Below are 26357 nucleotides of genomic sequence, written 5' to 3'. Positions count from 1 at the left end.
TACTCAGGAGACGTCCGCGACCTGCGGCATCTCTCCTGAAGTCGTCGTGACGTCGATCACCGAGAAGCTCGCGCCCTGCGGGTCGCTGAGAGCGGCGAAGCGGCCGAACGGGGTGTCCATCGGGCCGAACCTGAGGACGCCGCCGAGCTTGGTGGCCCTGGCGACGGCGTCGTCGCAGTCGTCGACGGTGAAGTAGACGTTGATGTACGGCGGCACCTCGGGCGGGAACTCGTCCCCCATCGTCATCCGGCCCAGCACCGTGTTGCCGTCGACCTCGAACATGCGGAAGTCGACCGCGTCGTCCTGCATCTGCTTCGCGGTGTACGGGAAGACGGCCGGGAAGAACGCGTCCGACTTCTCGGGCTCACGGGTGAAGACCTCGGCCCAGCAGAACGCGCCCGGCTGCTCGGGCGGCGCCTCGAACCCCTCGTGGACGCCGGCCTGCCAGACGCCGAAGACGACGCCGCTGGGGTCGCGGCCCAGGCACATGGTGCCGAAGTCGCCGACCTGCATCGGCTCCATCACCACCTCGCCGCCGTTCTCACGGATCCGGCCGGCGGTGGCGGCGGCGTCCGGCGACGCGAAGTACAGGCACCACTGCGAATGCCCCTCCTGACCGGACATCGGCGGTACGACGGCGGCGACCGCCTTCCCGTCGGCGTAGGCCTGCGTGTAGTTGCCGTACTCCGACGACGCCTCGCCGAAGGTCCAGCCCAGGACGTCGCCGTAGAAGCTCTTGGCTCCCTCGACGTCCTTGAACATCGCATCGGCCCAGCAGGGGGTTCCCTCAGGTTGTACGGCCATGACTGCGGCCCTCTCCGATTCGGTGGGTGGTCCGTTTCCGTGGTCCGTTTCCGTGGTCCGTTTCCGTGGTCCGTTTCCTCACGCTAGCCACCGGTTCGCCGGACCGCGCGTCGAACGGTCCGGACCGTTTCACACTGGACAGAAGAGGTCGGCTTTCGACAGACCCCACGAGATCTTCGGCGGGACGGGGAGCGATATGACGGACGGAACGATGCGAGCGTGGTCCGTGGTGGCCCCGGGACCGGTCGAGGGAGGGCCTCTCCGGTTCGCCGGGAAACCGGTGCCGGTGCCCGGGGAGGACGAGCTGCTCCTGCGTGTGCGCGCGTGCGGGGTGTGCCGTACCGATCTCCACGTCACCGAGGGCGACCTGCCGGTGCGCCGACCCGGGGTGACGCCCGGGCACGAGGTCGTCGGTGCGGTGGCGGGCCTCGGGGCGGCGGTGCGCGGCTTCGCCCCCGGGGACAGGGTGGGCGCGGCGTGGCTGCGCCGCACCGACGGCACCTGCGCCCACTGCCTGCGCGGGGCCGAGAACCTGTGTCCGGCCTCGCGGTACACGGGCTGGGACGCCGACGGCGGTTACGCGGAGTACACGACCGTGCCCGGCGCCTTCGCCTACCGGCTGCCCGACGGCCTGGACGACGTGTCCGCGGCGCCCCTGCTGTGCGCGGGGATCATCGGATACCGCGCGCTGCGGCGGGCGGCACCGCCGCCGGGCGGACGCCTCGGGCTGTACGGCTTCGGGGGCAGCGCCCACCTGTGCGCGCAGGTCGCGCTGGCCGAGGGTGCCTCCGTGCACGTCATGACACGGGGCGCCGACGCGCGGCGGCTGGCGCTGGCCCTCGGAGCCGCCTCCGCGCAGGAGGCGTACGCCCAGCCGCCCGAGCCGCTGGACAGCGCGATCCTGTTCGCGCCGGTCGGCGATCTGGTGCCGGTCGCGCTGCGGGCCCTGGACCGGGGCGGGGTCCTCGCGGTCGCCGGGATCCATCTGACCGACATCCCGCCACTGCGTTACGAGAGCGAGCTGTTCTACGAGAAGGAGCTGCGCAGCGTCACCTCCAACACGCGCGAGGACGGGCGCGAGTTCCTGGCCCGCGCCGCGCGGTACGGCGTGCGCGCCACCACGCACACCTATCCCCTGTCGCGGGCCGACGAGGCGCTGCGGGACCTCAAGGCCGGTCGCTTCGACGGGGCGGCGGTGCTGGTGAACGACCCGCGCTGAACCGGCTGGTCCGCGGGGGGCGTGCCGGGCAGCCTGGGCGGCGGTCCTTGTCGTCGGCGGGGAGCGCGGGCGGTGGTCCGTGCACTCCTCGCCGCCCCGTCTCCGTCCCCTGACATCTGAGGTACGGCTGCCGGGCCGACGAGGTGACGATCGCCGCCGCGCAGGCCGATTCCGCAAGCGCCCGGGCCCGCAATCTCGCCATCGTGGCAACTGCGCGAGCAAGCGGACCATCTGGGTCGGCTGTTGGCCGGTCGTGGGTCTTCCGCCCTGTGTCCGGCTGTGCTTGCCTGGGGAGCCGTTTCGCCGACCGGGGCGGGAGTGGTCGCATGCGCAGGGTGTGGGTCGTGGGGGTGCTGCTGGTCGGGCTGCTGCTCGGCGCGTGCACGGATCCGTCGTCGGGTCCGGAGGATGCGCCGCCCGCCCCCGGCGTACCGGCCTCGTCCCCCGTCACCGAGCACCGGCGGCCGGTCGCCTCGCCGCGTGCCCCGGCGAAGGCGCCCACCGTGCTGTACCTGGGCGACTCCCTCGCGATGGAGAACCAGCGGGTGCTCGGGCAGCAGCTGACCCGGGACCTGGGCGCGCGGTACACGAGCGCCCCCTATTCGGGGACCACGTTGTGCGACTACCTGGAGGGCACCGGGGCGCGGTCGCTCGTACCGGACCGGGACAAGGCGGCCGCCCTGGTGCGGTCGCTGCACCCGGACTACGTGGTCCTGCAGTTCTGGGGCAACGCCTGGGGCTACACCTGGTGCATGGACGGGATCACCCACGACGCCTCGCCCACCGAGTACTTCGACCGGTACACCGCCGACGCCGAGCGGCTCACCGAGCAGATCACCGTGGCCGGCGGGTCGAAGCGGCCGCGGATCGTGTGGGTGCTGCAGGGCCCGGACCCGATGACCCCCGAGCGCGTGCGGCGGGTGAACAGCCTCTACGAGGAGCGGGCCGCCGCCTCGGGCGACCTCGTCGCCGACGCGGGCGGGACGGTCAGCCCCGCCGGTGCCCGTCAGACCTGGGTCCAGTACCTGCCGTGCACCGCCTACGAGCACGACCACCCGGACTACTGCACCCAGCCCGACCGGGACCGTACCGCCCTCCACCTCGACAAGGACTACCTGCACTTCTGTCTGGCCCCGACGACGGCCACGCCGAAGCCCTGCCCGGTCCGCTCCCCCGGCATCCTGCGCATCGCCCGGGAGATCACGCGGGTGGTCGGCGAGAGCCTCGGCGAATAGGGGTCACTCCCCCGCGAATAGGGGTCACTCCCCCGCGGCCGCCTTCTCCAGGGCGGCGATGTCGATCTTGCCCATCGCCATCATGGCCTTGGTCGCGCGGGCCGCCTTCTCCCGGTCCGGGTCGGTGGTCAGCTCGATGAGGCGGTCGGGGACGACCTGCCAGGACACGCCGTACCTGTCCTTCAGCCAGCCGCAGGGGCCGGGCTCGCCGCCGCCCTCGGTGAGCTTGGTCCAGTGGTAGTCGACCTCCTCCTGGTTCTGGCAGAAGATCATGAAGGAGACCGCCTCGGTGAACTTGAACTCGGGGCCGCCGTTGAGCCCGAGGAACTTGTGGCCGTTGGCCGTGAACTCCACGGTCAGCACGGTGCCGGCAGGCTGGGGCGCTCCCTCGGGGTAGTGCGCGACCTTGCCGACGCTGGAGTTCTTGAAGACCGAGACGTAGAAGTGGGCGGCCTCCTCGGCCTGGCCGTCGAACCAGAGACACGTGGTGAATCCGTCGGTGGTCATGCGTACCTCCTGGGCGTGTGGAACACGGTCACCTGTGTCGACCGATTCTGGCCGCGGAACTCATCGGCCGGGCGGCCGATCAATCCGGGTGGCCGATGCACCGACCGGAACTAGCATCGCGACCATGACGTCATCGCGCGCCGACAGCGGCATCCGGCCCTTCCGCATCGACATACCGCAGAGCGACCTCGACGACCTCCACTACCGCCTCGATGCGACCCGGTGGCCGGACGAGCTGCCGGGGGTGGGCTGGGCATACGGCGTTCCGTCGGACTACCTGCGCGAGCTGGTGCGCCACTGGCGGCACGCGTACGACTGGCGGGCGGCCGAGGCGCGGCTGAACGAGTGGCCGCAGTTCACGACCGAGATCGACGGCGCGCACGTGCACTTCGCGCACATCCGCTCCCCCGAGCCCGACGCCACCCCGCTGATCATCACGCACGGCTGGCCGGGGTCGATCGTCGAATTCCTCGACGTCGTCGGACCGTTGACGGACCCGGCCGCTCACGGCGGTGACCCCGCCGACGCCTTCCACGTGGTACTGCCGAGCATTCCCGGCTTCGGGTTCTCCGGGCCCACCCGGGAGACCGGCTGGGAGGCGCGCCGGATCGCCGACGCCTGGGTCGAGCTGATGACCCGCCTCGGCTACGAGCGATTCGGCGCGCAGGGCGGCGACTGGGGCGCCGGGATCTCGCGCGAACTGGGCCGTGTCCACCCCGACCGGGTCATCGGCATCCACCTCAACCTGCTGCCCGGCGCACAGGCGGCCACCGAGCCGACCACCGAGGAGCTGGAGGCGCTGAGCCCCGAGGAGCGGGAGCGCACGCTCACCTCGTGGCGCCGGTGGGCCGAGTGGTTCCGGGACGGGACGGGTTACTTCCACGTGCAGTCCACCCGGCCGCAGACTCTTTCGTACGCGCTCACGGACTCACCCGTCGGCCAACTCGCCTGGATCGTCGAGAAGTTCCAGGAGTGGACGGACTCCGACGAGCTGCCCGAGGAAGCCGTCGACCGGGACCAGATGCTGACGAACGTGATGCTGTACTGGCTGACGGGGACGGCGGGTTCGTCCGCCCGGGTCTATTACGAGCGTGCCCACGCCAGCGGGGACCGGATCGCCGCTCCGAACGAGCCCTCGACCGCCCCGACCGCGGTGGCGTCCTTCCCGGGCGACCCGCAGATCCCCCTGCGTCACAAGGCGGAGCGGACGGAGAACATCGTGCGCTGGACGGAACTCGACCGGGGCGGACACTTCGCGGCGATGGAGGAGCCCGACCTGCTGGTGGAGGACGTGCGCGCCTTCTTCCGGCAGCTGCGCGAGAAGGGCGTCGGCTGACGCGGGGGGAACGTCGACCGACACGAGAACGCTGACCGCCCGCTCTGCCCTCAGCGAATCTGCCGCGGGCAGAGAATCCGCATCCCGGCACCGTCCGAGGTCAAGAGTGGAGTCGACGGCATCCCCGCCACCACGAGGAGAACCGATGACTCCGCTCACCATGCTCGCGCGGCGGGCCGAGGAGGGCGACACTCCGCCCACCCGGTTCGACGACCACCTGGCCGCCCAGCTGCTCGCGCAGCGCATCGTCCTGCTGGGCACCCAGGTCGACGAGGTCTCCGCGAACCGGGTCTGCACCCAGTTGCTGATCCTGTCCGCGGAGGACCCGCGCACCGACATCAGCCTGTACGTCAACAGCCCGGGTGGCTCCGTGCACGCGGGCCTGGCCATCTACGACACGATGCGGCTGATCCCCAACGACGTCTCCACGCTCGCCATGGGTTTCGCCGCGAGCATGGGCCAGTTCCTGCTGAGCGTCGGCACCCCCGGCAAGCGCTACGCGCTCCCCAACGCGCGGATCATGATGCACCAGCCGTCGGCCGGTATCGGCGGTACCACGGCGGACATCGAGATCCAGGCGGACAACCTGGAGCACACCAAGCGGACCATCGAGCGGATCACCGCCGAACACACCGGACAGAGCCCGCAGACCATCTCCCGGGACGGCGACCGCGACCGCTGGTTCACGGCCGAGGAGGCCAGGGAGTACGGCATGGTCGACCGGGTCGTGGAGTCCCTCGCGGACGTCCGCCCGGCCGCCTCGAAGCGACGGATGGGGCTGTGACATGGGGAGCTACACGATTCCGAACGTCGTCGAGCGGACCCCGCAGGGCGAGCGGTCGTACGACGTGTTCAGCCGGCTGCTGTCGGAGCGGATCATCTTCCTCGGGACCGAGATCGACGACGGCGTGGCGAACGTCGTCATCGCGCAGCTCCTCCATCTGGAGTCGTCGGCCCCGGAGAACGAGATCGCGATCTACATCAACTCCCCCGGCGGATCGTTCACTTCGCTGATGGCGATCTACGACACGATGACGTACGTACAGTCGCCGATCTCGACGTTCTGCGTCGGACAGGCGGCCTCCACGGCGGCCGTACTGCTGGCCGGAGGGGACCCCGGGCGGCGGTTCGTCCTGGAGCACGCGCGAGTGCTGCTCGGGCAGCCGGCCAGCGGGGGGCGCCAGGGCACGGTGTCCGATCTCGCGCTCCAGGCCAAGGAGATGGTGCGGATCCGCTCCCAGGTGGAGGAGGTGCTGGCCCGCCACACGCATCACGACATCGCGACACTGCGCGGGGACATGGACCGCGACAAGGTGTTCACCGCCGAGGAGGCGGTGGCGTACGGGCTGGCCGACGAAGTGGTGAGCCGGCGCCTCGTGGCGGTCTGAGGCGCCGGCACGCGGGGGTCGTCAGGCGGCCAGGCAGAGCCCGTTGTACGGCGCCGTGGAGCGGCCGTGGCTCCTGGCGGGCCGGGACTGGCGGGCGAGCTCGCCCTGCGCCAGCGACAGCAGGTCGCCGAGGCCGAAGCCGAGGGCGTGGGCGGCGGCCGCGAGGACCTCCGAAGAGGCCTCCTTGCGGCCGCGCTCCACCTCCGAGAGGTACGGCATGGAAATGCGGGCCGCGTCGGCGACATCCTTGAGCGTGCGTTCCTGGGCGAGGCGCTCGCGACGCAGGACGTCGCCGACCAGGTCCCGCCAGAGGGGTTCCTTGGCGGCGGGCTCCGGAGGGGCGGCGGCGGGACGTTCGGACACTGGGCCGGCGGTCCCGGGGCGCGCGGAGGGCGGGCGCAGGGGGATCACGCGGGCTTGGTTCGGCGCTTGGCTGCTCACCTTTTCAGGTTAGGTTTCCTGGGCCTCAGGGGAAGAGATCGGCATTCTGCCCTGGGTGGAATCCGACGGCGAGGGGGCGTGCGAAGAATGCTGCGGGAGACGTTCAACGAGGTCGCGGAGCTGTACGACCGGGCACGGCCCCGTTATCCCCGATCTCTGGTCGACGAGTTGGCGCGGGTCGCGGACCTCGGACCGGGCAGCCGGGTCCTGGAGGTGGCCCTGGGGACCGGCCAACTGACCGTTCCGCTGGCGGAGTTCGGCTGCCGAATCACTGGCGTGGAGCTGGGCCCCGCCATGGCGGCCATGGCCCGACGACGGCTGCGGGAGTTTCCCCTGGCGGACGTGGAGGTGGCGGACTTCGAGCAGTGGCGGCTGCCGCGTGAGCCGTTCGACCTGGTGGTGTGCGCCACCGCGTTCCACTGGCTCGACCCGGCCGTGCGCGTACGGAAGCCGGCGGACGCCTTGCATCCCGGAGGCCGGCTCGCGGTCGTCACCACCGATCATGTGGCGGGCGGCAGCACGGACTTCTTCGCACAAGCCCAGCGCTGCTACGAACGCTGGGACCCGGCCACACCACCCGGGCTGCGACTGCAGGACCAGTCGGACATCGCCACGGACACCGGCGAGCTGGAGCGGGGCGGGCGCTTCGAGAACGTCGTGGCGACCCGGTACCTCCAGGACATCACGTACACCGCCGACCAGTACATCGACGTACTGCTCACCTATTCGGGCCACCGCGCACTCGACGAGGCCCGTCGCGACGGCCTGTTGACCTGCATCCGGGAGCTGATCGAGAGCCGCTACGACGGCTGCGTCACCAAGCGCTACCTGCACGAGTTGATCGTCGCCACCCGCACCTGAGCGGCCGTTGCCGCCCCACTCGCCCGTCGACCCGCTCCCGCTCACTCTCACGCAGTAAGTCGGCCTGACGAGTGTGCCGGGCGTACTCCTCGATCACGCGGTGCCGCCCATGAGGGCCGGCCCCGGCGTCCGCCGCCCGCACCGCCACCGAATTTCCGCCGACCGGACACAGAACAAGCATGCGTAGTCACAGTGCGGGTACGCGCTACCCAGAAGGTCCTGTTCGGCGGTCGGGGTGCATAACCGGCGGCAATGCGGGTACTCGCAGCCGACGAGTACTCAGCAGGACCCGAAGACAACCGAGGCCGAAGAGGCAGACGTCGAGCCGTGACTTTCGTGGGAGAGGTAATGGACACCGCCGTGATCCGGTCGGAGGCAGGGGTCGTCGAGGGGACCGCCAGGACCAGGACGACGGGTGACGGACCGCTGCCGGGAGTCGAGAATCCGCGGACCGTGGCTCCGCGCGACGCGCGAGAGCTGTCCCGCCAGTTCTTCCAGCGCCTGACCGAACTCGAGGAAGGCACGCACGAATACCAGTACGCGCGCAACACGCTCATCGAGATGAACATGTCCCTCGTGCGTTTCGCGGCCGGCCGGTTCCGCGGCCGCGGGGACGACATGGAGGACATCGTCCAGACCGGGATGATCGGTCTGATCAAGGCCATCGACCGCTTCGAACTCGCCCGTGAGGTCGAGTTCACGTCGTTCGCGCTTCCCTACATCGTGGGTGAGATCAAGCGGTTCTTCCGTGACACGACATGGGCGGTGCATGTGCCGCGCCGGCTCCAGGAGTTGCGCGTGGAGCTGGCCAAGGCCCGCGAGGAACTCGGCAGCCGCCTGGACCGCGAGCCGACCGTCGCCGAGCTCGCCACGCTGATGAACATCGCCGAGAACGAGGTCGTCGAGGCGCAGATCGCCTCCAACGGCTACAACTCCTCGTCGCTGGACGCCGCCCTCACGGGCGACGGGGCCGAGGGCGGCGAGGCTGTCCTCGCCGACTTCATCGGCGTGGAGGAGAACGGCCTGCGGCTCGTGGAGGACTTCCAGTCGCTGGCCCCGCTCATGGCCGAACTGAGTGAACGCGACCGTCAGATCATCCATATGCGGTTCGTCGAGGAGGCCACCCAGGCGGAGATCGGCGAACGCCTCGGCTGCTCACAGATGCACGTGTCGCGGCTGATCAAGCGGATCATCCTGCGGCTGCGCCAGGGGATGCTGGGCGAGCTGGGCTGCGCCTGACCGGAACACTCCGAGAAGCGGGTGCCGCCCCCTACCTGCAGGTAGGGGGCGGCACCCGCGACCGGGGGCTCGACGAATCACCCTCTGCTCACTCTCTGCCCAGGTCCACGACGGCGCGCACGCGCTTGCCGACCGGTACCCGTTCCACGGCGAGGTCGGTCGCCAGCACGTGGACGATCTCCAGGCCGTGCCGGCCGATGCGCTCGGGATCCTTGGGGAAACGCCGGGGCAGGGCGGCGCTGCTGTCGTAGACGATCACCGCCACCGCGGAGTCCGTACCCTCAAGCTCCAGGATGTACGGCCCGTTGCTGTGCCGGTCGGCGTTGGTGACCAGTTCGCTCACCACCAGGAGCACCGCGTCCTCGGCCCGGTCCTCGACGTCGGCGCACCACTCGGTCCTGAGCTGCTGAAGGAAGCCCGCGGCGAAGGACCTCGCCTCGGCTATGCATCCCGGTTCGCCCGTGTAGTGCGCCGCCCGCCGTAGCGGTTCCACGGGCACGTCGAAACCAGTCGGTATCACTGCCCCGTCCAGATGCTCGATCATGCGTTTCTCTCTCGGAAGCCGGACTGGCCGGACGCTGCTGCACCAGTCCTCGTACCCCGAGCCGCGCGCCGCAGTCCCCGAGTCACCGTGACGGCGCTTACGCCGTGGTCGAACAACCCGATCGGGTCACAGCGCCAGGGGGACGGAGAGCGAATGGACGGACGTCGAGCTCGTGGTGACCGTCGAGTCGGACGCCAGCGGAGGCGAGGACTCTGGCGACGGCGGCTCGGTCGTGTCGGGGTCGAGGGTGGGCGGCTCGGAGGACGGCGACTCGGAGGAGGGCGACTCGGAGCTCGGGGACGGTGAGGACGGGGCGGTCGACGTGGACGGGCACGGGCTCGCCGAACCGGAGGGCGTCTTCGTGCCGCCGTCGGAGAGGGTGACGCACGGCAACGGGGAACTCGGCGTGGACGGGCTGACCTTCGGGCTCGGCTGGTGCGCGGGCGGGTCGGTCTTCTTGTCCTTCTCCCCGGTGTCTCCGCGGTGGCGGGAGAACCACTCGCCGCGGTCGGGGTCATAGACCACGAAGATGTTGACGACCTGCACCGAGGGGGCGACCACGATCACGTTCGAGGGGCGGTACGACGGCCAGGAGTCGCCGGTGCGCCGCGGCGTGGTCTGCTGGGCGACGGGCGGGGTGAGGGGGTTGCCGCAGGCGCAGCGCACGCGGGGCACCCCGTGGTCGTCGACGAGGACGGCGGTGCCGGACTGCAGGACGGCCTGGTAGCTCGTGGCGGCGCCGTCGCGGTAGCCGTGGTTGGTGACACGGGTGTCCATGCGCAGTTGCAGGGGTGTGAGGGCGCGCAGATAGCCGGGGACCTCGGACGGGCCGACACCGGCGACGTCGGCGAAGGCCCTGTTCTTCGCCGGGGCCGCCTGAAGGGCGGTGATCTGTTTCTCCACGTCGCAGCTGGCGACGTTTCGGGTGCCGCCGTAGAGGCCGGGTGCCCCGCCGTCGACGCCGCGCACCGCGTTGGCGGGGGCCGACTCGGAGGTCGGGGAGGCCGAGAGCGGCGGGGCGGAGTTGTCCGTGGCCGTGGACTCGGTGAAGGGGTCGGGGCCGCTCTTGCCGGCGGCCTGGAGGAAGACCTCGCCGCCCTTGCCCGAGGAGCCGCCGTCGGACCGGGTGAAGACGACCGTCAGGACCACGGCGGCCACCACCAGGGTGGAGAGGATCGCGATGCGCGGGACGGACCGCCACCAGGGGCGGCCGCCCGGTTCCGGCGCGTGCGCTCCGCTGCCGCCCGGGGGCTGCGAGGGCGGGCCCGAGGGCGGCTGGGAGGGACCCGACAGTGGGCCGGAGGGCGGTCCTGTGGGGCGGCCGGAGGACGGCGGTTCGACGCTCACGAGCTCTTCTTCCCTACGGGGGATTCCAGTTCCCTACGGGGGATTCCAGGGACTTTGTTTGGCTTTTGCCGCTTTATTCCGCAACATCCCCATTGTGTCCCCCGATCCCGTGCCTCCCGCAAGCCGACGCGGACGGCTCTCCCGACGGGCGCGCTCCCCGGGCGCTGCTTAGCGTGGCAGGGTGAGTGTCCGAACCCGCTCCGACCAGGCAGTCCTCGCCCGCCACGGCTGGGTGCAGGCGGTGGCCACGGTCCTGGGCGCGCTGATCGCCATGGGAGTGGTCGCCGCGCTGGGGCTGTGGGCGGCCGGTGCGACGGACCTTCCGGACAACGCCTTCCCCCGGGTCGTGGCGGCGACCGTCGTCACGGCCGTCGGCGGCACGATCGAGTTGTCGGGGGACGCCGGAGGGCTCGCCGACACGAATGCGGGGCTCACCGTGATCCCGCTCTCGGTCACGCTCGTCGGGGCGCTGGTGCTCGGTGCGGGCTTTCTGCGGCCGCTGCGGCACCGGGCGGTGGCGGGTGCCGGGGAGCTGGCCGGGTGGGCGGCGCGGCTCGCCGTCCTGTGGCTGCTCACGCTCCTCGGGCTGGCCCTGGCGGCCCGCCAGACCTTTCAGCTCTCCCTCGGGGACGACACGCTGAGCGACCTCGGCGACGTGTTCGGGGTGTCACCGAAGGTCGGTTTCACCACGGACGTGCCGCCGACGCTCTTCTTCGGTCTGCTGTGGATGGCGGGAGTGCTGGCGGTGGCCCTGGCGGTCTCGCGCGGGGCGCCGCTGCCGGCCCGGCTCCTGCGCTTCCAGGCCTCGGTGCGGCCGGCCGCGTACGCCATGGTCCTGCTGCTGCTCGCGTACGTCGCCCTCGGCGTCGTCATCGCCCTCGTCGTCGCGGCGACGAAGGGCCATGCGCCGGAGACTCTCGCGGTGATCCTGCTCGGCATGCCCAACCTGGTCTGGCTCACCCTCACGATCGGCCTCGGCGCCACCTGGAACGGCCGGGTGGAAGGGCCGTTCGGGCTGCCGATGCCGCATGTGCTCGACGAGGTGCTGCGCTCCTCGGACACCGCCACGCTCAATCTGAGCACCCTCGCCGAGTACGACGGCAGGGTGTGGTGGCTCCTGGTCGTGGACGCGGTGCTGCTGCTGGCCGCCGCCTTCGTCATGGCGGCCCGCTCACCGGCCCGGATGCGCGCCTGGCAGCACGCCGTGCACATGGCGGTCGCCCTCGCGCTGACGGTGCTGATGATCTGCCTCGTCGGCCGTATCTCCGCGCACTACGGCCTGTCCGTCCTCGGCATCGGCGACCTGGGCGGCGACTTGGGCGGCGACCTGTTCCTGAAGCCCGAGGTGTGGTCGGCGGTCGGCCTGGCCCTGCTGTGGGGGCTGGTCACCGGGTTCCTGGGCGGACTGCTGGCCAGGCCGGTACGGCGGCGGGGCGCGACAGGAGAGGACTGGAACGTGTGACGACGGATGTGGGAGTGTGCGCCGCAGCCGAGGGAAGGGCTTGACATGGCGCTGGCACTCGAAGACCGCCTGGCCGTCACGGAGTTGATCGCACTGTACGGGCACCTGATAGACGCCGGGGAACTGGACCGCTGGTCCGAGGTCTTCACGCCGGACGTCGTCTACGACGTGTCCGACTTCGGTCAGGGCCGGCTCACCGGACTCGCCGCCCTCACCAAGGCGGCTCTCGCACTCGGCGCGGCGAATCCCGTCGCGCACCACGTCACCAACGTGGTGATCGAGGAGGTGTCCGACGACCGGGTGCGCGCCCGGTGCAAGGGGCTGGGTGTCATGGCGGACGGTTCGTGCGGGTCCGCGACGTACGAGGACACCGTGGTGCGGGTCGCCGACGGCTGGCGCATCAGCCACCGCAGGGTGCTGGCGCGGCGCGTGCCGCTGAACGGGCTCGGTCGGGGCTGACGGCCTACCGTTGCCCGAAGACCGGCTCGGCCCACCGTGGCGGGGGCTTCGGCCGGTCGTGAACCGGTGCCACGACACCCCGATCGACCTCTGTCGGCGGGTGACCGACCGCCGGGGCGCCGCGCAGGGCCGCGACGAAGGTGAGGCAGGAGTCGTAGCGGTCGTCGGGGCTCTTGGCCAGGGCCTTGGCGAACACGGTGTCGAGGTACGGGGCGAGCCCGGGGCGGGCCTCGGTCAGAGGTGGCGGTTCGTCGTACTGGTGGGCCCAGAGCAGGGCCATGTCGTCGTCGCGGCGGAAGGGCGGGCGGCCCGCGAGGGTCTCGTAGACGACGCAGGCGAAGCCGTAGACGTCGCAGCGGCCGTCGACGGGGCGGCCGGAGATCTGTTCCGGGGCGACGTAGTCGAGCGTGCCGACGAACTGGCCGACCGTGGTGAAGCCGGTCAGGGACAGGGACTTCTTCGTCAGGCCGAAGTCGGTGAGGTAGACGTGCTCGGGGTGGTCGCTGTCGGTGCCCCGGGCGACCAGGATGTTGCCGGGCTTCACGTCGCGGTGGACCAGCCCGTGCTCGTGGGCCGCGTCCAGCGCGGATCCGACCTGGGCGGCGATCCGGACCGCGGTGGCGAGCGGCAGAGGCCCGTCGCGGTCCAGGAGATGGCGCAGGTCGCTGCCGGGGACGTAGCGCATCGCGATGTACAGGACGCCGTCCGTCTCGCCCGCCTCGAAGACCGGCACGATGTTCGGGTGGTCGATCGCGGCGGCCACATGGGACTCGTGGGTGAAGCGACGGCGGAAGGTGTCGTTGCGGGCGAGTTCGGGGGCGAGCAGCTTGAGGGCGACGGTCCGGTCCAGCCGCAGGTCCCGGGCACGGTAGACGACGGCCATGCCGCCCCGGCCGATCTCGTGCTCGATGCGGTAGCCCGCGACCTGCTTGCCGACCAGCTCGGAGGGCCGGCCGGAGAAGAGGCTCGCCTCACGTGCCATCGGGCGTCACGACCTGGGTGGGGGCGTGCCCGGCATCCGCGGCGGCGGCGCGGGGTCCGTCGTCCGTGACGTAGGTGCTGAGCCGCGCCCCGTCCGCGTACGCCCACCTGCCCTGCTCGGCGTCGTACAGCCACATCGACTCCCCGTCCACGACGACGCCGAGCCGCAGTCCCCGCGTGCGCACACGGAAGGCCTCGCCCTCCAGACCGCCCGCCGCCAGCTCCTCGACGGCGGCCCGGTAGCGGGCCAGTGTCTGTTCGGCGCGGGTGAGCAGGGGGCGGGGGTCGGCGGTGCGGGTGAGCGGGCCGTCGGCCAGCGGCGGGTCCTGGGGTACGGCGACCAGGTGGCGGCCGTCGACCCAGGCGGACCAGCCGTTGGCGCACAGAACGTACCCCCAGTCGCCGCGCCGCTCGACGAGCTGGACCGGCAGCAGCGCGTCGAGGGGCACGGTGGGCCGGGCGGGGTCGGGGGCCTCCCAGGCGGGCATGCCGTTCTGGGGGACCACGTGGGTGGGCCGGAAGCCTGGGGTCGTCATCGCCGCCCCCTACTTCCGCATCACGGCGGGTTCGTGCCGGCGCAGCAGCCGGGCGACGAGGTATCCGAAGGCCGCCGACAGCACGACCAGCATGGCCACGTTCAGCAGCCACACCCCGGCCGAGTGCTTGAACAGCGGATCGCCGGTCAGCTCGCCCGGCACGATCCGGGCCAGGCCGATGGTGCCGGCCATCGCACCGAGCGCCCACCGCGAGGGCACCAGCCACGACAGCTGTTCCAGGCCGGGCACGCCGTCGAGTTTCAGCAGGGCGCCGCAGAACACCACTTGGACGATGGCGAGCAGCACGAGCAGCGGCATCGTCACCTCTTCCTTGCGCACCAGCGCGGAGACCAGCAGGCCGAGCATCATCGCGGTGAACGCCAGCAGGGCCACGGCGACGGTGATTTCGGCAAGGGGCGGCATCAACACGCCTTCGCCACCGGGCGCGTTGAGGTCGACGCCGAGCAGGGCGACCAGGGTCAGCACCACGGCCTGCAGCACGGTGATCGTGCCGAGGACGACGACCTTGGACATCAGGTACGCCGATCTGGACAGGCCGACGGCCCGCTCACGCTGGTAGATCACGCGCTCCTTGACGAGTTCGCGCACGGCGTTGGCCGCGCCGGTGAGGACTCCGCCGACGCACAGGATGAGCAGGGCGTTCATCGCCGTTTCCTGGGTCAGCTTACTGCCGGCCAGGGCCCGGCCCATGGCGCCCATCACGAACGGCAGCGCGATCATGATGGCGAGGAAGGTGCGGTCGGCGGCGAGGGCGGCCGTGTACCGGCGGGCGAGGGTGCCGAGCTGTGCGCCACGGCTGCGGGGTCTGGGCGGGGGCGTGATGACGACGGGGCCCTCGCGCGGCCGCCGGGGCTGCGCGGTCGCGTCCAGGACGTACTGGCGCTGGAGGAGCGAGGTGCGGAAGTCCCCCGCCCAGTCCCGGTCGCGGTCCCGTTCGAAGGCCTCGAAGGCCTCCGGCCACTCGGTGAAGCCGAAGAAGGCCAGGGCTTCCTCGGGCGGGCCGTAGTAGGCGATCTTTCCGCCGGGTGCGAGCACGAGGAGCCGGTCGCAGACGTCGAGGCTGAGGACGCTGTGCGTGACCACGATGACGGTCCGGCCGTCGTCGGCGAGGCCGCGCAGCATGTGCATCACCGAGCGGTCCATGCCGGGATCCAGGCCAGAGGTCGGCTCGTCGAGGAAGAGCAGGGACGGCTTGGTGAGCAACTCCAGGGCCACGCTGACCCGCTTGCGCTGGCCGCCCGACAGGCTGTGCACCGGCTGGCCTGCCCGCTCCTGCAGCCCGAGTTCCCGGATGACCTCGTCGACCCTGTCCCGGCGCTCCGCCTTGGCGGTGTCCTGCGGAAAGCGCAGTTCGGCGGCGTAGGACAGGGCGCTGCGGACCGTCAGCTGGGCGTGCAGGATGTCGTCCTGCGGGACGAGGCCGATGCGCTGGCGCAGCTCGGCGTAGTCGCGGTAGAGGTCACGGCCGTCGTAGAGGACGGTGCCGTGGTCGGCGGGACGCTGGCCGGTCAGGGCGTTGAGAAGCGTGGACTTGCCGGCGCCGCTCGGGCCGACCACCGCAAGCAGGCACTTCTCCCCCACCGGGAACGACACGTGGTCCAGCAGTGTCTTGCGGCCGTGGTCGACGGCGACGGTGAGGTCCTGCACGTCGAGGGAGACCTCTCCGGTGTCGACGTACTCCTGCAACTGGTCGCCGACCAGGCTGAACGCCGAGTGACCGATGCCGACGATGTCACCGGGGCCGATGAGGGCGCGGGTGACCGACAGGCCGTTGAGGAACGTGCCGTTGTGGCTGCCCAGGTCGACGATCTCGTACGTCCCGTCCGGCAGGGCGCGCAACTCGGCGTGCCGGCGGGAGACGCCCAGGTCGTCGATGACCAGGTCGTTGTCCTCTGCGCGGCCGATGCGGACGGTGCGGGTGGGCAGCGGCCGTACCGTGGTGGGCTGCCGGAAGGTGCCGGTCAGGGCGGGCATCGAGACCGCGGACGGGCGTTCCGGTACCGGGGGCGGGAGGCCGGCGAGGACGGCGCACGGGCCGTCGGCCGGGCTGCCGAAGCGGATGACGCTGCCGGGGCCGACGCCCCACTCGTGGACACGGCGACCGTCGGCGTAGGTGCCGTTGGTGCTGTTCTCGTCCTCGAGGGTCCAGTGGTCGGCCTCGTGTCGCAGCACCGCGTGGTGCCAGGAGACCCGGGCATCGTCGATGACGATGTCGCACAACGGATCGCGGCCGACGTGGTAGTCGTGGCCCGGACTCATCACCGTGGAGCCGGTCTCGGTCTCCACAACGAGTTCGGGCGCCGTGGGTGCCACCGGCCGCTCCGCCATACCGGAATTCTACCGATTAGTACCGATCTGCGCCCGGCGTCGCCATTCAGGCCACGGGCGTGAACAGCATCGACGCGGTCCGCTGCATGCGCAGGGCGTCCACGGACTCCGCCAGCAGCTCGTACTCGGTGGTGTCGTCGCTGGCGGCGATCCGCACCAGCCGCCCGGCGGCCAACTCGTCGGCGACCAGCTCCTGTTGGGCCGGATCCCCGCACCAGGAGCGGAGCACGGCAGGCACGTCGGGCACCGTGTCCCCGACCGGCACCAGCGCACCCGCCGGTAAGTGCTCGGTCTCCGGCTGGGGGTCGAGGCGCTCGGCGATCCAGGAGGCGCGGTCGCGCAGCCACCACAGGGCGAGGGCGAGGGTGGGAGCCCGGTAGGTTCCGAGGGGCACGCCGATGCGCCGACCGCCGCAAGTGCCGTACCCCGTGACATGGCACAGGAATTCGTCGTGCACGATCCACTCCCCCGCTGCTGCTCCAGCTGCCGGTCGGGCCTCGCTTTCCATGCGGCTCATGTGCTGTGCGTGACTGGATCTTCGCTGGATGTGAAGTCCTACCAGTCGAGTATGTTCACTACTGAAACACTGTCACCACGACTTTTTGGCCAGTCTCCTGGCATATTCACCGCCCGCCATGGCCGAAAATTGACGAGTGCATGCCGCTGTCGGCATTACCTGTGGGGTAATCGACCGTCGAGGGCGATGCGGGCATGGTTCCGGTACCGGGCCGCCACACGCGGATCCGGGTTCCGACCAGCAGATACGTCCTCGATGGAGGCTGATCGCCATGCCCGCGAACACCGACCGTTACGAGAGTGCCGTCGCCCGCCATTTCGAGGCCTGGAACGCCCGGGAGACCGAGGCGCGGGCCAAAGCGGTGGCCGCCGCCTGGGCCGCGGACGGCGGCTACACCGACCCGCTGAGCGATGTCGGCGGCCACGAACAGATCGCGGCCGTCATCGCGGGGGCCCACGAACAGTTCCCGGGCTTCGCCTTCCGGCTCACCGGCGCGGTGGACGGGCACCACGACACGGCGCGGTTCTCCTGGGAGCTGGTGAGCGAGAGCGACGGCTCGGCGCCCGTGGCCGGGTCCGACGTGATCACGCTGGACGCGGACGGCAGGATCAGGGCCGTGCTCGGCTTCCTGGACCGGGTGCCCGCCGGGGCGTGACGGACCGGTCAGCGATGAGTTTTCGCGCTCCCGGTGGTCTCTTGAAGGAGAGGCCCACCGGGAGCGGAGAACATCATGGGTACGACCGGAAATCTGGACGCGGAATTCATCGCCGTGCTGCGCAAGAGCCCGCAGGAGGGCGGCTGGACCTATCTCGTCTGGCCCGACTCCGTCGCGTTCTTCGGCACCCGAGGGCTGGTCAAGGTGCGTGGCACGATCGACGGCCACCCCTTCCGCAGTTCCTTCATGGCCCTGGGCGACGGCACCCACAAGCTGCCGGTGAAAGCCGAGGTGCGCAAGGCGATCGGGAAGGAGGAGGGCGACACCGTGACCGTGCGACTCCAGGAGCGGATTACGGCTTGATCACCGCGTCGATCCGGGCCAGCTCGTCCGCGTCGAAGTCCAGGTTGCCGAGGGCTCCGACGCTGTCCTCCAGCTGCTGCGGACTGCTCGCGCCGACCAGCGCGGAGGTCACCCGGCCGCCGCGCAGCACCCAGGCCAGCGCCAGCTGGGCGAGGGTCTGGCCGCGGGACTTGGCGATGTCGTTCAGTTCGCGCAGCTTCCGCACCAGGTCCTCGGTGACCGCGTCCGAGTTCAGGAACGGGCTGTCGCTCGCCGCCCGCGAGTCCTCGGGGATGCCGTCGAGGTAGCGGCCGGTCAGCAGTCCCTGCTCCAGCGGGGAGAAGACGATCGAGCCGACCTGGAGCTCGTCCAGCGCGTCCAGCAGACCCTCGTCCTCCGGGCGGCGGTCGAGCATCGAGTAGCGCGGCTGGTGGATGAGGAGCGGGGTGCCCAGCTCGCCCAGGATGCGGGCGGCCTCCCGGGTCTGCTCCGCGGAGTAGTTGGAGATGCCGACGTAGAGCGCCTTGCCCTGCTGGACCGCCGAGTGCAGGGCGCCCATCGTCTCCTCCAGGGGAGTCTCCGGGTCCGGGCGGTGCGAATAGAAGATGTCGACGTAGTCGAGACCCATCCGCTTCAGGCTCTGGTCGAGCGAGGACAGCACGTACTTGCGCGAACCCCATTCGCCGTACGGGCCGGGCCACATCAGGTAGCCGGCCTTGGTCGAGATGACCAGCTCGTCCCGGTACGGCGCGAAGTCGGCCTTCAGCGCCTCCCCGAACGCGGACTCGGCGGCGCCGGGCGGCGGGCCGTAGTTGTTGGCCAGGTCGAAGTGGGTGACGCCGAGGTCGAAGGCGCGGCGCAGGATGGCGCGCTGCGTCTCGACCGGGCGCTCCGGACCGAAGTTGTGCCACAGGCCGAGCGACAGCGCGGGAAGCTTCAGGCCGCTGCGTCCGGTGCGCCGGTAGGGCATGTCGGCGTAGCGGTCGGGGTGTGCGGTGTACAACGCGACTCCAGAGGGGTTGGCACGGTAAAACCAGGTTCCCTGAGAACCGGGTCCCACTCTTTCGCGACCTGGGGCCAGTGGTCCAACAGAAGAATCCGATGGAATTCAGCGGATAAGCTTCTCAATCATGGAACTGCGCCATCTCCAGCACTTCGTCGCGGTCGCCGAGGACCAGCACTTCACCCGGGCGGCCGAACGGCTGATGGTGTCCCAGTCCGGCCTGTCGGCCTCCATTCGCGCGCTGGAGCGGGAGCTGCAGACCCCGCTGTTCGTCCGGACGACCCGTCGGGTGACGCTCACGGAGGCCGGGCGGGCGCTGCTGGGTGAAGCCGAGCGGATCCTGGCGCAGGTGCGGTCGGCGCACGAGGCCGTCGCCGCCGTGCAGGGCGTGCTGCGCGGCACCCTGGCGCTGGGCACCGAGCAGTGCATCGCGGGCGTGCACGTGGCGAGGCTGCTGGCCGCGTTCCGACGGCTGCATCCGGACGTCGAGATCCGGCTGCGGCAGGCGGGGGCTGGGGCGCTGGCCGAGGAGGTCGCCGCCGGCCGGCTCGACCTCGCGTTCGCGGTCCGTACGCAGGCGGACTCCGACCAGCTGCGTTCCGTCCCGCTGACCAGTGAGCCGATGACCGTGCTGTGCCACCCCAGCCACCGGCTCGCGACCGCCGGGGCGGCGGTGACGCCGGAGGAGATCGGCGGCGAGGTCTTCGTCGACTTCCACCCGGACTGGGGGCCGCGCCGGATCACCGACGCCGCGTTCGCCGCGGCGGGCGTACGGCGGACGGTCGCGCTGGAGGTGAACGACGTGCACAGTCTCCTCGACCTGGTGGACGAGAACCTGGGCATAGCCGTCGTACCGCGGCACTTCCGGCACAAGCGGCAGGCACTCACCGCGCTCCCGCTGAAGGGCACCGACGAGGCGGTGTACGAGACGGTCGCGCTGCTGCCTCCCCCGGAGGCGGCCAGCCCGGCGGCGCGGGCCCTGATGACGCTTCTGGAGACAGAGGACGCATGACGGACGCGAATGCGCGATGGTGGACCGTATGCATGCAAAGGACATCCTCATCGACGCGTACAGCCGCATCCAGGAAGAAGTCCATGCCACCGTCGAGGGCCTCGGCCCCGACGAACTCCACGCCCGTCCCGCAGCCGACGCCAACTCCGTCGCCTGGCTGGTCTGGCACCTCACCCGGGTCCAGGACGACCACCTGGCCGACGCCGGCGGGATCGACCAGGTCTGGTTGTCACAGGGCTGGGAGAAGCGCTTCGGACTCGACCTCCCGCGCCGGGACACCGGCTACGGACACAGCCCGGCCAAGGTCGCCAAGGTGCGGGTCGACTCCGGCGACCTGCTGACCGGGTACTACGACGCCGTGCACGACCAGACCCTTGAGTACGTGCGCGGGCTGGCCGCCAAGGACTTCGAGCGGATCGTGGACGAGCGCTGGCATCCGCCGGTCACCCTCGGCGTACGGCTGGTCAGCGTCCTGTCCGACGATCTCCAGCACGTCGGACAGGCCGCCTATGTCCGGGGGCTGCTTCAGAGCGCGGCCTCGTAGCCCGGCAGGACGACGTCCTCGATGAGGGCATTGCGCTCATCGAACGGGATGAACGCGCTCTTGAGGGCGTTCACCGTGACCGTGCGCAGGTCCTCGACGCTCCAGCCTGCCTCGTCGACCAGCAGGGACATCTCGCGGGTCATCGTCGTGCCCGACACCAGACGGTTGTCGGTGTTGAGGGTGACCCGGAAGCCGAGGTTCTTCAGCTCGGTGATCGGGTGCTCGGCGATGGAGGTGGCCGCGCCGGTCTGGAGGTTGGACGTCGGGCACATCTCCAGGGCGATACGGCGGTCGCGCACCCAGTCGGCCAGCCGGCCGAGCTTGCCGTCCACGATGTCGTCGGTGATGCGGACGCCGTGGCCGACGCGCTGGGCGCCACACACCTGGAGGGCCTGATGGATGCTGGGCAGGCCGTGCGCCTCGCCGGCGTGGATGGTGAACGGGACGCTCTCCCGGCGCAGATGCTCGAAGGCGGCGAGGTGGTCCGCGGGCGGGAAGCCGTCCTCGGCGCCCGCGATGTCGAAGCCGACGACGCCCGCGTCACGGAAGGCGACGGCCAGGTCGGCGGCCTCCCGGACGCGGTCGAACATCCGCATGCCGCACAGCAGGGTCCCGACCCGCACCGGGGTGCCCGCGGCCGCCGCCTTCGCCATGCCCGCCGCCAGTCCCTCCTGGACGGCCTCGACGACCTCGGGAAGGGTCAGCCCGCCGTTCACCATCAGCTCGGGCGCGTAACGCACCTCGCCGTAGACCACGCCGTCCTCGGCCAGGTCGAGGACGTACTCCTCGGCGGTGCGCAGCAGGCCCTCGCGGGACTGCATCACGGCGAGGGTGTGCTCGAAGGTGGCTATGTAGCGGACCAGGTCACCGGAGTTGGCTGCCTCGAAGTACCAGGCGGCGAGGGCGTCCGGGTCGGTGGTCGGCAGGGTGTGGCCGACCGCGTCCGCGAGCTCCACCACGGTCGCGGGGCGCAGGCCGCCGTCGAGGTGATCGTGGAGCACGGCCTTGGGCAGCCGGCGGATGGTGTCGGTGTCGATGCGGGGCGCGGTCATGTGCGTGTTCCTCGGCAGTGGGTCAGGTGGCGCGGCGTCCGGCACGGCGAGAGTGCGTGCCGGACGCCGCGACCGCGGGCTGGAGCAGGTCCCAGCGGTTTCCGTACAGGTCCTGGAAGACGGCGACCGAGCCGTACGGCTCGTGGCGCGGCGCCTCCAGGAAGGTGACGCCCGCGGCGAGCATGCGGGCGTGGTCGCGGGCGAAGTCGTCGGTGTGCAGGAAGAAACCGACACGCCCGCCGGTCTGGTCGCCCACCCGGCCCTGCTGCGACTCGCCCTTGGCCCGGGCCAGCAACAGGTCGGCGCCGGCCTCCTGCGCGCCCGGCCGTACGACGACCCAGCGGGAGCCGTCGGGGCGCGGGGTGTCCTCGACGAGCCGGAAACCGAGGGCCTCGGTGTAGAAGCGGATCGCCTCGTCATAGTCGTCGACGACGAGGGTGACCAGGGCGATGCGTCTCATCGGGGCCTTTCGGGAGGGGTGATTGACGGGAGAGGTTATACGTAAAACTTCGCGTGCGCCAGTCAGCCCGGAGGGGTACGTGGATGCGGCCGCTCCGTGCGTGACAGGCTGGAGATCACGTCCGGGGGCTGCGCCCCACCAGGTACTGCCGCACAGGAGTCGAGTGCCATGACCGAACTGCCGAAGTCGACCGGTGCCCCGGCCCACCAGAACGTCACCTTCCCGAGTGGCGGGACCACCGCGCACGGCTATCTGGCCCTGCCGCCGTCCGGCCGCGGACCGGGCGTCATCGTCATCCAGGAGTGGTGGGGCCTGACCGACCACATCGCCGACATCGCCGACCGGCTCGCACGGGAGGGTTTCGTCGCCCTCGCCCCCGACCTGTACGGCGGCAACGTGGCGCACGAGAGCCAGGAGGCCCTGCGGATGATGCAGGCCCTCCCGGTCGCGCGCGGCGTCGAGCTGCTGTCCGGCGCCGTCGACCATCTGCTGTCGCTGCCCGAGGTCACCTCGGACACGGTCGGCGCGGTCGGCTTCTGCATGGGCGGCGGCTTCGTGCTGTACCTGGCGGCGGCCGACCCCCGGGTCAGCGCAGCCGTGCCGTTCTACGGCGTCATCCAGGGCGAGTTGCCCGACTTCACGAGGCTCGAGGCACAGGTCCTGGGGCATTTCGGCGAACTCGACCGGAGCATCCCGGCTCAGACCGTCGACGGGTTGGCCGAGGCCATCCGGCAGCAGTCGGGGATCACCCCGGACTTCCGCCGCTACCCGGCCGACCACGCCTTCTTCAACGACGGCCGCCCGGTCTACCACGCGGAGTCGGCCGCCCGCGCCTGGCAGAGCACCGTGCCCTTCCTGCACGAACAGCTGGGCTGAACCGCTCCTACGGGCGCAGGACGGCCAGCAGCCCCTGTGCGCGTGCGCCGTCCGGCGTGTTCCAGGGAGCGGCGACATGGCCGATCGCACCCGGCGGCAGGAGGGACACGCCGTCCTGGGCGGGACGCAGGACCCGCTGCAGGCGGAGCGTCGCGCCCTGCGGGAAGGACAGTTCGGTTCCCTCTTCGTCGTCGGCGACCGCGAGAACGGCGGAAGGGGCAGGGACGTCACCCGTGCAGGAGCGGATGACGTCGTGGTCCGGGGTGTCGTTGACGCTCTGGGCCTGTGCCTGCGCACGCCCCTCGATCATTGCGAGCAACTGGGCCACCAGCACCGGGTCGTGGGAGCCGTCGTAGGCCCAGCGGGGTCCCAGCACGCCGTGCTCCATGGTGCCGACGAGGGCGTGCTCCGCCCCGGCGAGCGGAGCGCCTCGATAGGTGAGCGGCACCAGGTAGGCGGCCGGTTCGGCGCCCGAGGTGTCGGTGGCCACCATGAACTCGATACCGACCTCGCCCTCCGGGTCGTCCAGCCGGAAGCCGCCGGCCTTGGTCAGCTTCGGTTCGCCGGGACCGCCGCCGTACCAGGGGCGGGTGGGCAGCCAGGCGGTGAGCAGTTCGAGCTTGGTCGGCTTGAGGGTGGTGTGGTGGATGACGGCCATACCGAAGGTTCTCTTTCCGTTGATCGGATGCGGGCCTTCACACTTTCGCACCGGCGCCGGGCGGGTAGCCTCCCCTTTATGAAGATCACCGAGCCGCCCCGTACCGCCGAGCAGCGCAAGCGTGACGTACTGGCCCGTCTGGAGCGGGAGTTGGACGTCTGGGTGGCCACGGCCGACGCCGACGGGCTGCCGTGTCTGGTCGCCCTGTGGTTCGTGTGGGACGAGGGCTCCTTGTGGATGGCCACTCGGCTGACCAATCCCACGGGCCGTAATCTGCGCGACGGCGGCCGGGTGCGGCTGGCGTTCGGGGACACCCAGGACGTCGTGCTCCTCGACGGGGACGTCCAGACGTTCGAGGGGCGGACCGTGCCGGACTCGGCGGTCGGCGCGTTCGTGGCGAAGACGGGCTGGGATCCCCGCCGGGACAGCGCGTCGTACGCATTCTTCCAGGTCCGGCCGCACGCCGTGCAGGCGTGGCACGGGGAGCACGAGCTGCGCGGGCGGCATCTGATGCGCGAGGGCGAGTGGGCGGTCTGAGCGGAGCCTCTCTCAACTTGCCCTCTGATGAAGCGCGTTGAGCGTCGCCAGCTCCTTCCTGGTGAGGCGGACGGCACCCGCGGCGACGTTCTCGGCGAGGTGGTCCGGGTTGCCGGTGCCCGGGATGGCCAGGACGTGCGGGCCCTGATGCAGGGTCCAGGCGATCCTGATCCGGACAGGGGTCACCTCGTGGGCCCGAGCAATGGCGAGCACCTCGTCGTCGTGAGCAGTGGTCGCCCCCCGGGAGCCTGCGTCGCCCGCGACGGCGAAGAACGGCACGAAGGCGATGCCCTGTTCGCCGCACAGGCGCAGGACTTCGTCGGTGGCGGGGTCGTGGAAGTCGAGCCCGAACCGGTTCTGCACGCACACCACCGGCGCGATGGCCTGCGCCTCGGCGAGGTGGCGCGGCTCGACGCCGGAGATGCCGAGGTGCCGGACCAGCCCCGCCTCGCGCAGTTCGGCGAGGGCACCGAAGTGCTCGGCGATCGAGTCCTGGCGCGACCGGCGGAAGTTGACGACGTCGAGATGGTCACGGCCGAGCTGGCGCAGGTTCTCCTCGACGTGCCCACGCAGCTCGTCGGGGCGGGCCGGTGTGCCCCACTCCCCCGAACAGTCGCGGTACGGGCCGACCTTGGTGACGACGACCAGGTCGTCGGCGTACGGCGACAGCGCGCTGTTGATGAGTTCGTTGGCGGAGCGCAGGGCGGAGAAGTAGAAGGCGGCCGTGTCGATGTGGTTCACACCGAGCTCGACCGCCTTGCGCAGCACGGCGATCGAGCGTCCCCGCTCGCTGGGCGTCCCGTGGTGGAAGGCGGCGCTGCCCGTCAACCGCATCGAGCCGAAACCGATGCGGTTGACGGTGAGGTCGCCGAGTTTCCAGGTGCCCGCGGCGTCCGCGGTGATCGTTTCGGAGGTCATCGGCGGAGTCTGGCACACGGACGATTCGGCGCCGTATGCACTTGGCGAACTCCTGTACAGCGCCTCAGCAGTACAGATTGCCGCCCGGCGACACCCCGAGGATCTGGGCGAACTGCTGGTAGTTGGTCACGCGGCTCTGCACCTGTGCGGGGTTCTTGCCGTCGCACTCCAGGGATCCGTTGATGCTGCGGATCGTCTGGCCGAAGCCGGCGCCGTTCACCATGGCGTTGTGCGGGGTCATGGTGCCGGGGCCGCTCTGGGTGTTCCAGTACCACAGGGCCGTCTTCCAGGCGACGGCCGCGTCGTTCTGCACCAGCCAGGGGTTGTTCAGCAGGTCGATGCCGAGCGCGTCCCCGGCGGCTTTGTAGTTGAAGTTCCAGCTGAGCTGGATGGGGCCGCGTCCGTAGTACGCGGCCTGCCCGGCCGGACAGCCGTACGGCTGGCTCCAGTCGCAGTAGTGCGGGTAGTTGGCGGTGTTCTGCTCGACCACGTGCACCAGTCCGCCGGTCTCGTGACCGACGTTGGCGAGGAATGCGGCGGCCTCCTGCTTCTTCACCGTGTCGCTGCCGGTGTTGGCGAAACCGGGGTAGGCACTGAGCGCGGCGGTGAGACCGCTGTAGGTGTAGAAGGAGTTCCGGCCCGGGAACATCTGGTTGAACTGCGCCTCGCTCACCACGAAGGTCCCGACGGGCGTGGAGCCGCCGTCGCAGGCATAGGGCTCCCAGTACCAGGTGCTGACGGTCGGGTCGTAGCCCGGGTTGTCGTGTTCGGCGATGTAGGCCTTGCCGTCGGTGTACCGCACGATGTTGCCGGTGACGTACGACTTTCCCGCCACCCAGTTCGGATAGCTCGAACAGGCGGCGGCGGACGCGGGCGAGGCCGGCAGCAGGACCGGCACGGTGCCGCCGAGGACGAGAGCGGTGACCACGGCGGAGATACGGCGTCTCGACACAGGATCAACTCCTTTGCGGAGCACGGCCGCACCCGGACAAGGGCAGGGCGGAGCCGGGCCTTGTGCACACGTGCCGGTCGGCCCGGCACGGCGTGGGCGCGGCCGTGGTGGGGGGTGTGGCAG

30 protein-coding genes are annotated in these 26357 nt (G+C 70.9%); 15 read left to right on the top strand and 15 right to left on the bottom strand.

The window, feature by feature from the left end:
• Window positions 1-3 precede the first annotated feature (3 nt).
• Window positions 4-804 carry a VOC family protein gene (locus ADK57_RS14430; protein ID WP_053749830.1) on the bottom strand — a complete coding sequence of 267 codons (801 nt, stop codon included), beginning with the start codon at window positions 802-804 and terminating at the stop codon, window positions 4-6.
• A 211-nt stretch (window positions 805-1015) separates the two neighbouring features.
• On the opposite strand from ADK57_RS14430, the gene ADK57_RS14425 reads away from it, so the two are divergent.
• Both ADK57_RS14425 and ADK57_RS14420 read left to right on the top strand, forming a co-directional pair.
• Complete coding sequence (locus ADK57_RS14425) at window positions 1016-2023, top strand: zinc-binding alcohol dehydrogenase family protein (protein WP_199830578.1); 1008 nt, start codon at window positions 1016-1018, stop codon at window positions 2021-2023.
• 326 nt (window positions 2024-2349) lie between these two features.
• Window positions 2350-3258 (top strand): SGNH/GDSL hydrolase family protein, encoded by a 909-nt coding sequence (locus ADK57_RS14420; RefSeq protein ID WP_053749828.1) that lies wholly within the window; start codon window positions 2350-2352, stop codon window positions 3256-3258.
• A 24-nt stretch (window positions 3259-3282) separates the two neighbouring features.
• On the opposite strand, the gene ADK57_RS14415 is transcribed toward ADK57_RS14420, so the two are convergent.
• Window positions 3283-3765 (bottom strand): VOC family protein, encoded by a 483-nt coding sequence (locus ADK57_RS14415; RefSeq protein ID WP_053749827.1) that lies wholly within the window; start codon window positions 3763-3765, stop codon window positions 3283-3285.
• A gap of 124 nt (window positions 3766-3889) precedes the next feature.
• Between ADK57_RS14415 and ADK57_RS14410 the strand changes: the two genes are divergently transcribed.
• The 3 genes from ADK57_RS14410 to ADK57_RS14400 all read left to right on the top strand — a co-directional run bounded on the left by ADK57_RS14410 (window position 3890) and on the right by ADK57_RS14400 (window position 6489).
• The gene (locus tag ADK57_RS14410) at window positions 3890-5101 is read left to right on the top strand and encodes an epoxide hydrolase family protein (protein WP_053749826.1); all 1212 of its coding nucleotides are present in this window, start codon (window positions 3890-3892) and stop codon (window positions 5099-5101) included.
• Between the two features lie 145 nt (window positions 5102-5246).
• A complete protein-coding gene (locus ADK57_RS14405; RefSeq protein ID WP_053749825.1) occupies window positions 5247-5885 on the top strand; it encodes an ATP-dependent Clp protease proteolytic subunit in 639 nt (212 codons plus the stop codon).
• 1 nt (window position 5886) lies between these two features.
• A complete protein-coding gene (locus tag ADK57_RS14400) occupies window positions 5887-6489 on the top strand; it encodes a ClpP family protease (RefSeq protein WP_053749824.1) in 603 nt (200 codons plus the stop codon).
• A 21-nt stretch (window positions 6490-6510) separates the two neighbouring features.
• Here the strand turns inward: ADK57_RS14400 and ADK57_RS52230 are convergent, their stop codons facing one another.
• Window positions 6511-6930, bottom strand: coding sequence for a helix-turn-helix domain-containing protein (locus tag ADK57_RS52230; RefSeq protein ID WP_053749823.1), 420 nt, complete (start codon window positions 6928-6930; stop codon window positions 6511-6513).
• Between the two features lie 87 nt (window positions 6931-7017).
• Here ADK57_RS52230 and ADK57_RS14390 point away from each other — a divergent pair, with 87 nt between their 5' ends.
• Window positions 7018-7791, top strand: a complete 774-nt coding sequence (locus ADK57_RS14390; RefSeq protein WP_053749822.1) for a class I SAM-dependent methyltransferase — start codon at window positions 7018-7020, stop codon at window positions 7789-7791.
• A 348-nt stretch (window positions 7792-8139) separates the two neighbouring features.
• The gene (locus ADK57_RS14385; protein WP_053749821.1) at window positions 8140-9030 is read left to right on the top strand and encodes an RNA polymerase sigma factor SigF; all 891 of its coding nucleotides are present in this window, start codon (window positions 8140-8142) and stop codon (window positions 9028-9030) included.
• 88 nt (window positions 9031-9118) lie between these two features.
• On the opposite strand, the gene ADK57_RS14380 is transcribed toward ADK57_RS14385, so the two are convergent.
• Together ADK57_RS14380 and ADK57_RS14375 are read right to left on the bottom strand one after the other, a co-directional pair.
• Window positions 9119-9574 carry an ATP-binding protein gene (locus ADK57_RS14380; RefSeq protein ID WP_053749820.1) on the bottom strand — a complete coding sequence of 152 codons (456 nt, stop codon included), beginning with the start codon at window positions 9572-9574 and terminating at the stop codon, window positions 9119-9121.
• A gap of 126 nt (window positions 9575-9700) precedes the next feature.
• Entirely contained in the window at window positions 9701-10921 is a 1221-nt protein-coding gene (locus ADK57_RS14375) for a DUF6777 domain-containing protein (protein ID WP_053749819.1), read from the bottom strand.
• A 181-nt stretch (window positions 10922-11102) separates the two neighbouring features.
• On the opposite strand from ADK57_RS14375, the gene ADK57_RS14370 reads away from it, so the two are divergent.
• Window positions 11103-12383: a streptophobe family protein gene (locus ADK57_RS14370; RefSeq protein ID WP_053749818.1), complete on the top strand. Its 1281-nt coding sequence runs from the start codon at window positions 11103-11105 to the stop codon at window positions 12381-12383.
• A 45-nt stretch (window positions 12384-12428) separates the two neighbouring features.
• Complete coding sequence (locus ADK57_RS14365) at window positions 12429-12842, top strand: nuclear transport factor 2 family protein (RefSeq protein ID WP_053749817.1); 414 nt, start codon at window positions 12429-12431, stop codon at window positions 12840-12842.
• A 4-nt stretch (window positions 12843-12846) separates the two neighbouring features.
• Here ADK57_RS14365 and ADK57_RS14360 read toward each other — a convergent pair whose 3' ends face one another.
• The 4 genes from ADK57_RS14360 to ADK57_RS14345 are packed head-to-tail and all read right to left on the bottom strand — an operon-like array spanning window position 12847 to window position 17165.
• The gene (locus tag ADK57_RS14360; RefSeq protein ID WP_053749816.1) at window positions 12847-13824 is read right to left on the bottom strand and encodes a serine/threonine-protein kinase; all 978 of its coding nucleotides are present in this window, start codon (window positions 13822-13824) and stop codon (window positions 12847-12849) included.
• A complete protein-coding gene (locus ADK57_RS14355; protein WP_053749815.1) occupies window positions 13814-14359 on the bottom strand; it encodes a hypothetical protein in 546 nt (181 codons plus the stop codon). Before ADK57_RS14355 ends, ADK57_RS14360 begins: the two co-directional genes overlap by 11 nt.
• 9 nt (window positions 14360-14368) lie before the next feature.
• Window positions 14369-16708, bottom strand: a complete 2340-nt coding sequence (locus tag ADK57_RS14350) for an FHA domain-containing protein (RefSeq protein WP_053749814.1) — start codon at window positions 16706-16708, stop codon at window positions 14369-14371.
• A 46-nt stretch (window positions 16709-16754) separates the two neighbouring features.
• Entirely contained in the window at window positions 16755-17165 is a 411-nt protein-coding gene (locus ADK57_RS14345; RefSeq protein ID WP_053749813.1) for a hypothetical protein, read from the bottom strand.
• Window positions 17166-17496: 331 nt separating this feature from the next.
• On the opposite strand from ADK57_RS14345, the gene ADK57_RS14340 reads away from it, so the two are divergent.
• Both ADK57_RS14340 and ADK57_RS14335 read left to right on the top strand, forming a co-directional pair.
• Window positions 17497-17880: a nuclear transport factor 2 family protein gene (locus ADK57_RS14340; protein ID WP_053749812.1), complete on the top strand. Its 384-nt coding sequence runs from the start codon at window positions 17497-17499 to the stop codon at window positions 17878-17880.
• Between the two features lie 75 nt (window positions 17881-17955).
• Window positions 17956-18243 (top strand): DUF1905 domain-containing protein, encoded by a 288-nt coding sequence (locus ADK57_RS14335; protein ID WP_053749811.1) that lies wholly within the window; start codon window positions 17956-17958, stop codon window positions 18241-18243.
• Here ADK57_RS14335 and mgrA read toward each other — a convergent pair.
• Window positions 18233-19225 carry an L-glyceraldehyde 3-phosphate reductase gene (mgrA, locus tag ADK57_RS14330; protein WP_053749810.1) on the bottom strand — a complete coding sequence of 331 codons (993 nt, stop codon included), beginning with the start codon at window positions 19223-19225 and terminating at the stop codon, window positions 18233-18235. The two genes, ADK57_RS14335 and mgrA, sit on opposite strands and share 11 nt — an antisense overlap.
• 127 nt (window positions 19226-19352) lie before the next feature.
• Here mgrA and ADK57_RS14325 point away from each other — a divergent pair, with 127 nt between their 5' ends.
• Together ADK57_RS14325 and ADK57_RS14320 are read left to right on the top strand one after the other, a co-directional pair.
• A complete protein-coding gene (locus ADK57_RS14325) occupies window positions 19353-20237 on the top strand; it encodes a LysR substrate-binding domain-containing protein (RefSeq protein ID WP_053749809.1) in 885 nt (294 codons plus the stop codon).
• Between the two features lie 28 nt (window positions 20238-20265).
• Window positions 20266-20781 carry a mycothiol transferase gene (locus ADK57_RS14320; protein WP_053749918.1) on the top strand — a complete coding sequence of 172 codons (516 nt, stop codon included), beginning with the start codon at window positions 20266-20268 and terminating at the stop codon, window positions 20779-20781.
• On the opposite strand, the gene ADK57_RS14315 is transcribed toward ADK57_RS14320, so the two are convergent.
• Together ADK57_RS14315 and ADK57_RS14310 are read right to left on the bottom strand one after the other, a co-directional pair.
• On the bottom strand, window positions 20763-21833 hold the full coding sequence (locus ADK57_RS14315; RefSeq protein WP_053749808.1) for an adenosine deaminase: 1071 nt from the start codon (window positions 21831-21833) through the stop codon (window positions 20763-20765). The genes ADK57_RS14320 and ADK57_RS14315 overlap by 19 nt on opposite strands.
• 22 nt (window positions 21834-21855) lie before the next feature.
• Window positions 21856-22293, bottom strand: a complete 438-nt coding sequence (locus ADK57_RS14310) for a VOC family protein (RefSeq protein ID WP_053749807.1) — start codon at window positions 22291-22293, stop codon at window positions 21856-21858.
• 168 nt (window positions 22294-22461) lie between these two features.
• Between ADK57_RS14310 and ADK57_RS14305 the strand changes: the two genes are divergently transcribed.
• Window positions 22462-23169, top strand: a complete 708-nt coding sequence (locus ADK57_RS14305) for a dienelactone hydrolase family protein (RefSeq protein ID WP_053749806.1) — start codon at window positions 22462-22464, stop codon at window positions 23167-23169.
• Between the two features lie 7 nt (window positions 23170-23176).
• Here ADK57_RS14305 and ADK57_RS14300 read toward each other — a convergent pair whose 3' ends face one another.
• Window positions 23177-23827, bottom strand: a complete 651-nt coding sequence (locus ADK57_RS14300; protein ID WP_053749805.1) for a maltokinase N-terminal cap-like domain-containing protein — start codon at window positions 23825-23827, stop codon at window positions 23177-23179.
• Between the two features lie 78 nt (window positions 23828-23905).
• Here ADK57_RS14300 and ADK57_RS14295 point away from each other — a divergent pair, with 78 nt between their 5' ends.
• Window positions 23906-24364, top strand: coding sequence for a pyridoxamine 5'-phosphate oxidase family protein (locus ADK57_RS14295; protein ID WP_053749804.1), 459 nt, complete (start codon window positions 23906-23908; stop codon window positions 24362-24364).
• Window positions 24365-24376: 12 nt separating this feature from the next.
• On the opposite strand, the gene ADK57_RS14290 is transcribed toward ADK57_RS14295, so the two are convergent.
• Window positions 24377-25282: an aldo/keto reductase gene (locus ADK57_RS14290; protein WP_053749917.1), complete on the bottom strand. Its 906-nt coding sequence runs from the start codon at window positions 25280-25282 to the stop codon at window positions 24377-24379.
• Between the two features lie 64 nt (window positions 25283-25346).
• Window positions 25347-26234: a glycoside hydrolase family 19 protein gene (locus ADK57_RS14285; protein ID WP_053749803.1), complete on the bottom strand. Its 888-nt coding sequence runs from the start codon at window positions 26232-26234 to the stop codon at window positions 25347-25349.
• Window positions 26235-26357 lie beyond the last annotated feature (123 nt).

The sequence above is a fragment of the Streptomyces sp. MMG1533 genome (assembly GCF_001279775.1).
GTDB lineage: Bacteria > Actinomycetota > Actinomycetes > Streptomycetales > Streptomycetaceae > Streptomyces.
Note: the sequence above shows the minus strand (reverse complement) of the source record. Positions and strands in the feature narration are given on the sequence as shown.

Coding starts and splice junctions, on each gene's coding strand:
- ADK57_RS14295 (WP_053749804.1), top strand. CDS start 23,906: ATGAAGATCACCGAGCCGCCCCGTACCGCCGAGCAGCGCAAGCGTGAC.
- ADK57_RS14425 (WP_199830578.1), top strand. CDS start 1,016: ATGCGAGCGTGGTCCGTGGTGGCCCCGGGACCGGTCGAGGGAGGGCCT.
- ADK57_RS14360 (WP_053749816.1), bottom strand. CDS start 13,824: ATGGCACGTGAGGCGAGCCTCTTCTCCGGCCGGCCCTCCGAGCTGGTC.
- ADK57_RS14405 (WP_053749825.1), top strand. CDS start 5,247: ATGACTCCGCTCACCATGCTCGCGCGGCGGGCCGAGGAGGGCGACACT.
- ADK57_RS14310 (WP_053749807.1), bottom strand. CDS start 22,293: ATGAGACGCATCGCCCTGGTCACCCTCGTCGTCGACGACTATGACGAG.
- ADK57_RS14335 (WP_053749811.1), top strand. CDS start 17,956: ATGGGTACGACCGGAAATCTGGACGCGGAATTCATCGCCGTGCTGCGC.
- ADK57_RS14385 (WP_053749821.1), top strand. CDS start 8,140: ATGGACACCGCCGTGATCCGGTCGGAGGCAGGGGTCGTCGAGGGGACC.
- ADK57_RS14420 (WP_053749828.1), top strand. CDS start 2,350: ATGCGCAGGGTGTGGGTCGTGGGGGTGCTGCTGGTCGGGCTGCTGCTC.
- ADK57_RS14390 (WP_053749822.1), top strand. CDS start 7,018: ATGCTGCGGGAGACGTTCAACGAGGTCGCGGAGCTGTACGACCGGGCA.
- ADK57_RS14415 (WP_053749827.1), bottom strand. CDS start 3,765: ATGACCACCGACGGATTCACCACGTGTCTCTGGTTCGACGGCCAGGCC.
- ADK57_RS14300 (WP_053749805.1), bottom strand. CDS start 23,827: ATGGCCGTCATCCACCACACCACCCTCAAGCCGACCAAGCTCGAACTG.
- ADK57_RS14325 (WP_053749809.1), top strand. CDS start 19,353: ATGGAACTGCGCCATCTCCAGCACTTCGTCGCGGTCGCCGAGGACCAG.
- ADK57_RS14305 (WP_053749806.1), top strand. CDS start 22,462: ATGACCGAACTGCCGAAGTCGACCGGTGCCCCGGCCCACCAGAACGTC.
- ADK57_RS14380 (WP_053749820.1), bottom strand. CDS start 9,574: ATGATCGAGCATCTGGACGGGGCAGTGATACCGACTGGTTTCGACGTG.
- ADK57_RS14350 (WP_053749814.1), bottom strand. CDS start 16,708: ATGGCGGAGCGGCCGGTGGCACCCACGGCGCCCGAACTCGTTGTGGAG.
- ADK57_RS14400 (WP_053749824.1), top strand. CDS start 5,887: ATGGGGAGCTACACGATTCCGAACGTCGTCGAGCGGACCCCGCAGGGC.
- ADK57_RS14340 (WP_053749812.1), top strand. CDS start 17,497: ATGCCCGCGAACACCGACCGTTACGAGAGTGCCGTCGCCCGCCATTTC.
- ADK57_RS14430 (WP_053749830.1), bottom strand. CDS start 804: ATGGCCGTACAACCTGAGGGAACCCCCTGCTGGGCCGATGCGATGTTC.
- ADK57_RS14355 (WP_053749815.1), bottom strand. CDS start 14,359: ATGACGACCCCAGGCTTCCGGCCCACCCACGTGGTCCCCCAGAACGGC.
- ADK57_RS14315 (WP_053749808.1), bottom strand. CDS start 21,833: ATGACCGCGCCCCGCATCGACACCGACACCATCCGCCGGCTGCCCAAG.
- ADK57_RS14410 (WP_053749826.1), top strand. CDS start 3,890: ATGACGTCATCGCGCGCCGACAGCGGCATCCGGCCCTTCCGCATCGAC.
- ADK57_RS14365 (WP_053749817.1), top strand. CDS start 12,429: ATGGCGCTGGCACTCGAAGACCGCCTGGCCGTCACGGAGTTGATCGCA.
- ADK57_RS14290 (WP_053749917.1), bottom strand. CDS start 25,282: ATGACCTCCGAAACGATCACCGCGGACGCCGCGGGCACCTGGAAACTC.
- ADK57_RS14320 (WP_053749918.1), top strand. CDS start 20,266: ATGCATGCAAAGGACATCCTCATCGACGCGTACAGCCGCATCCAGGAA.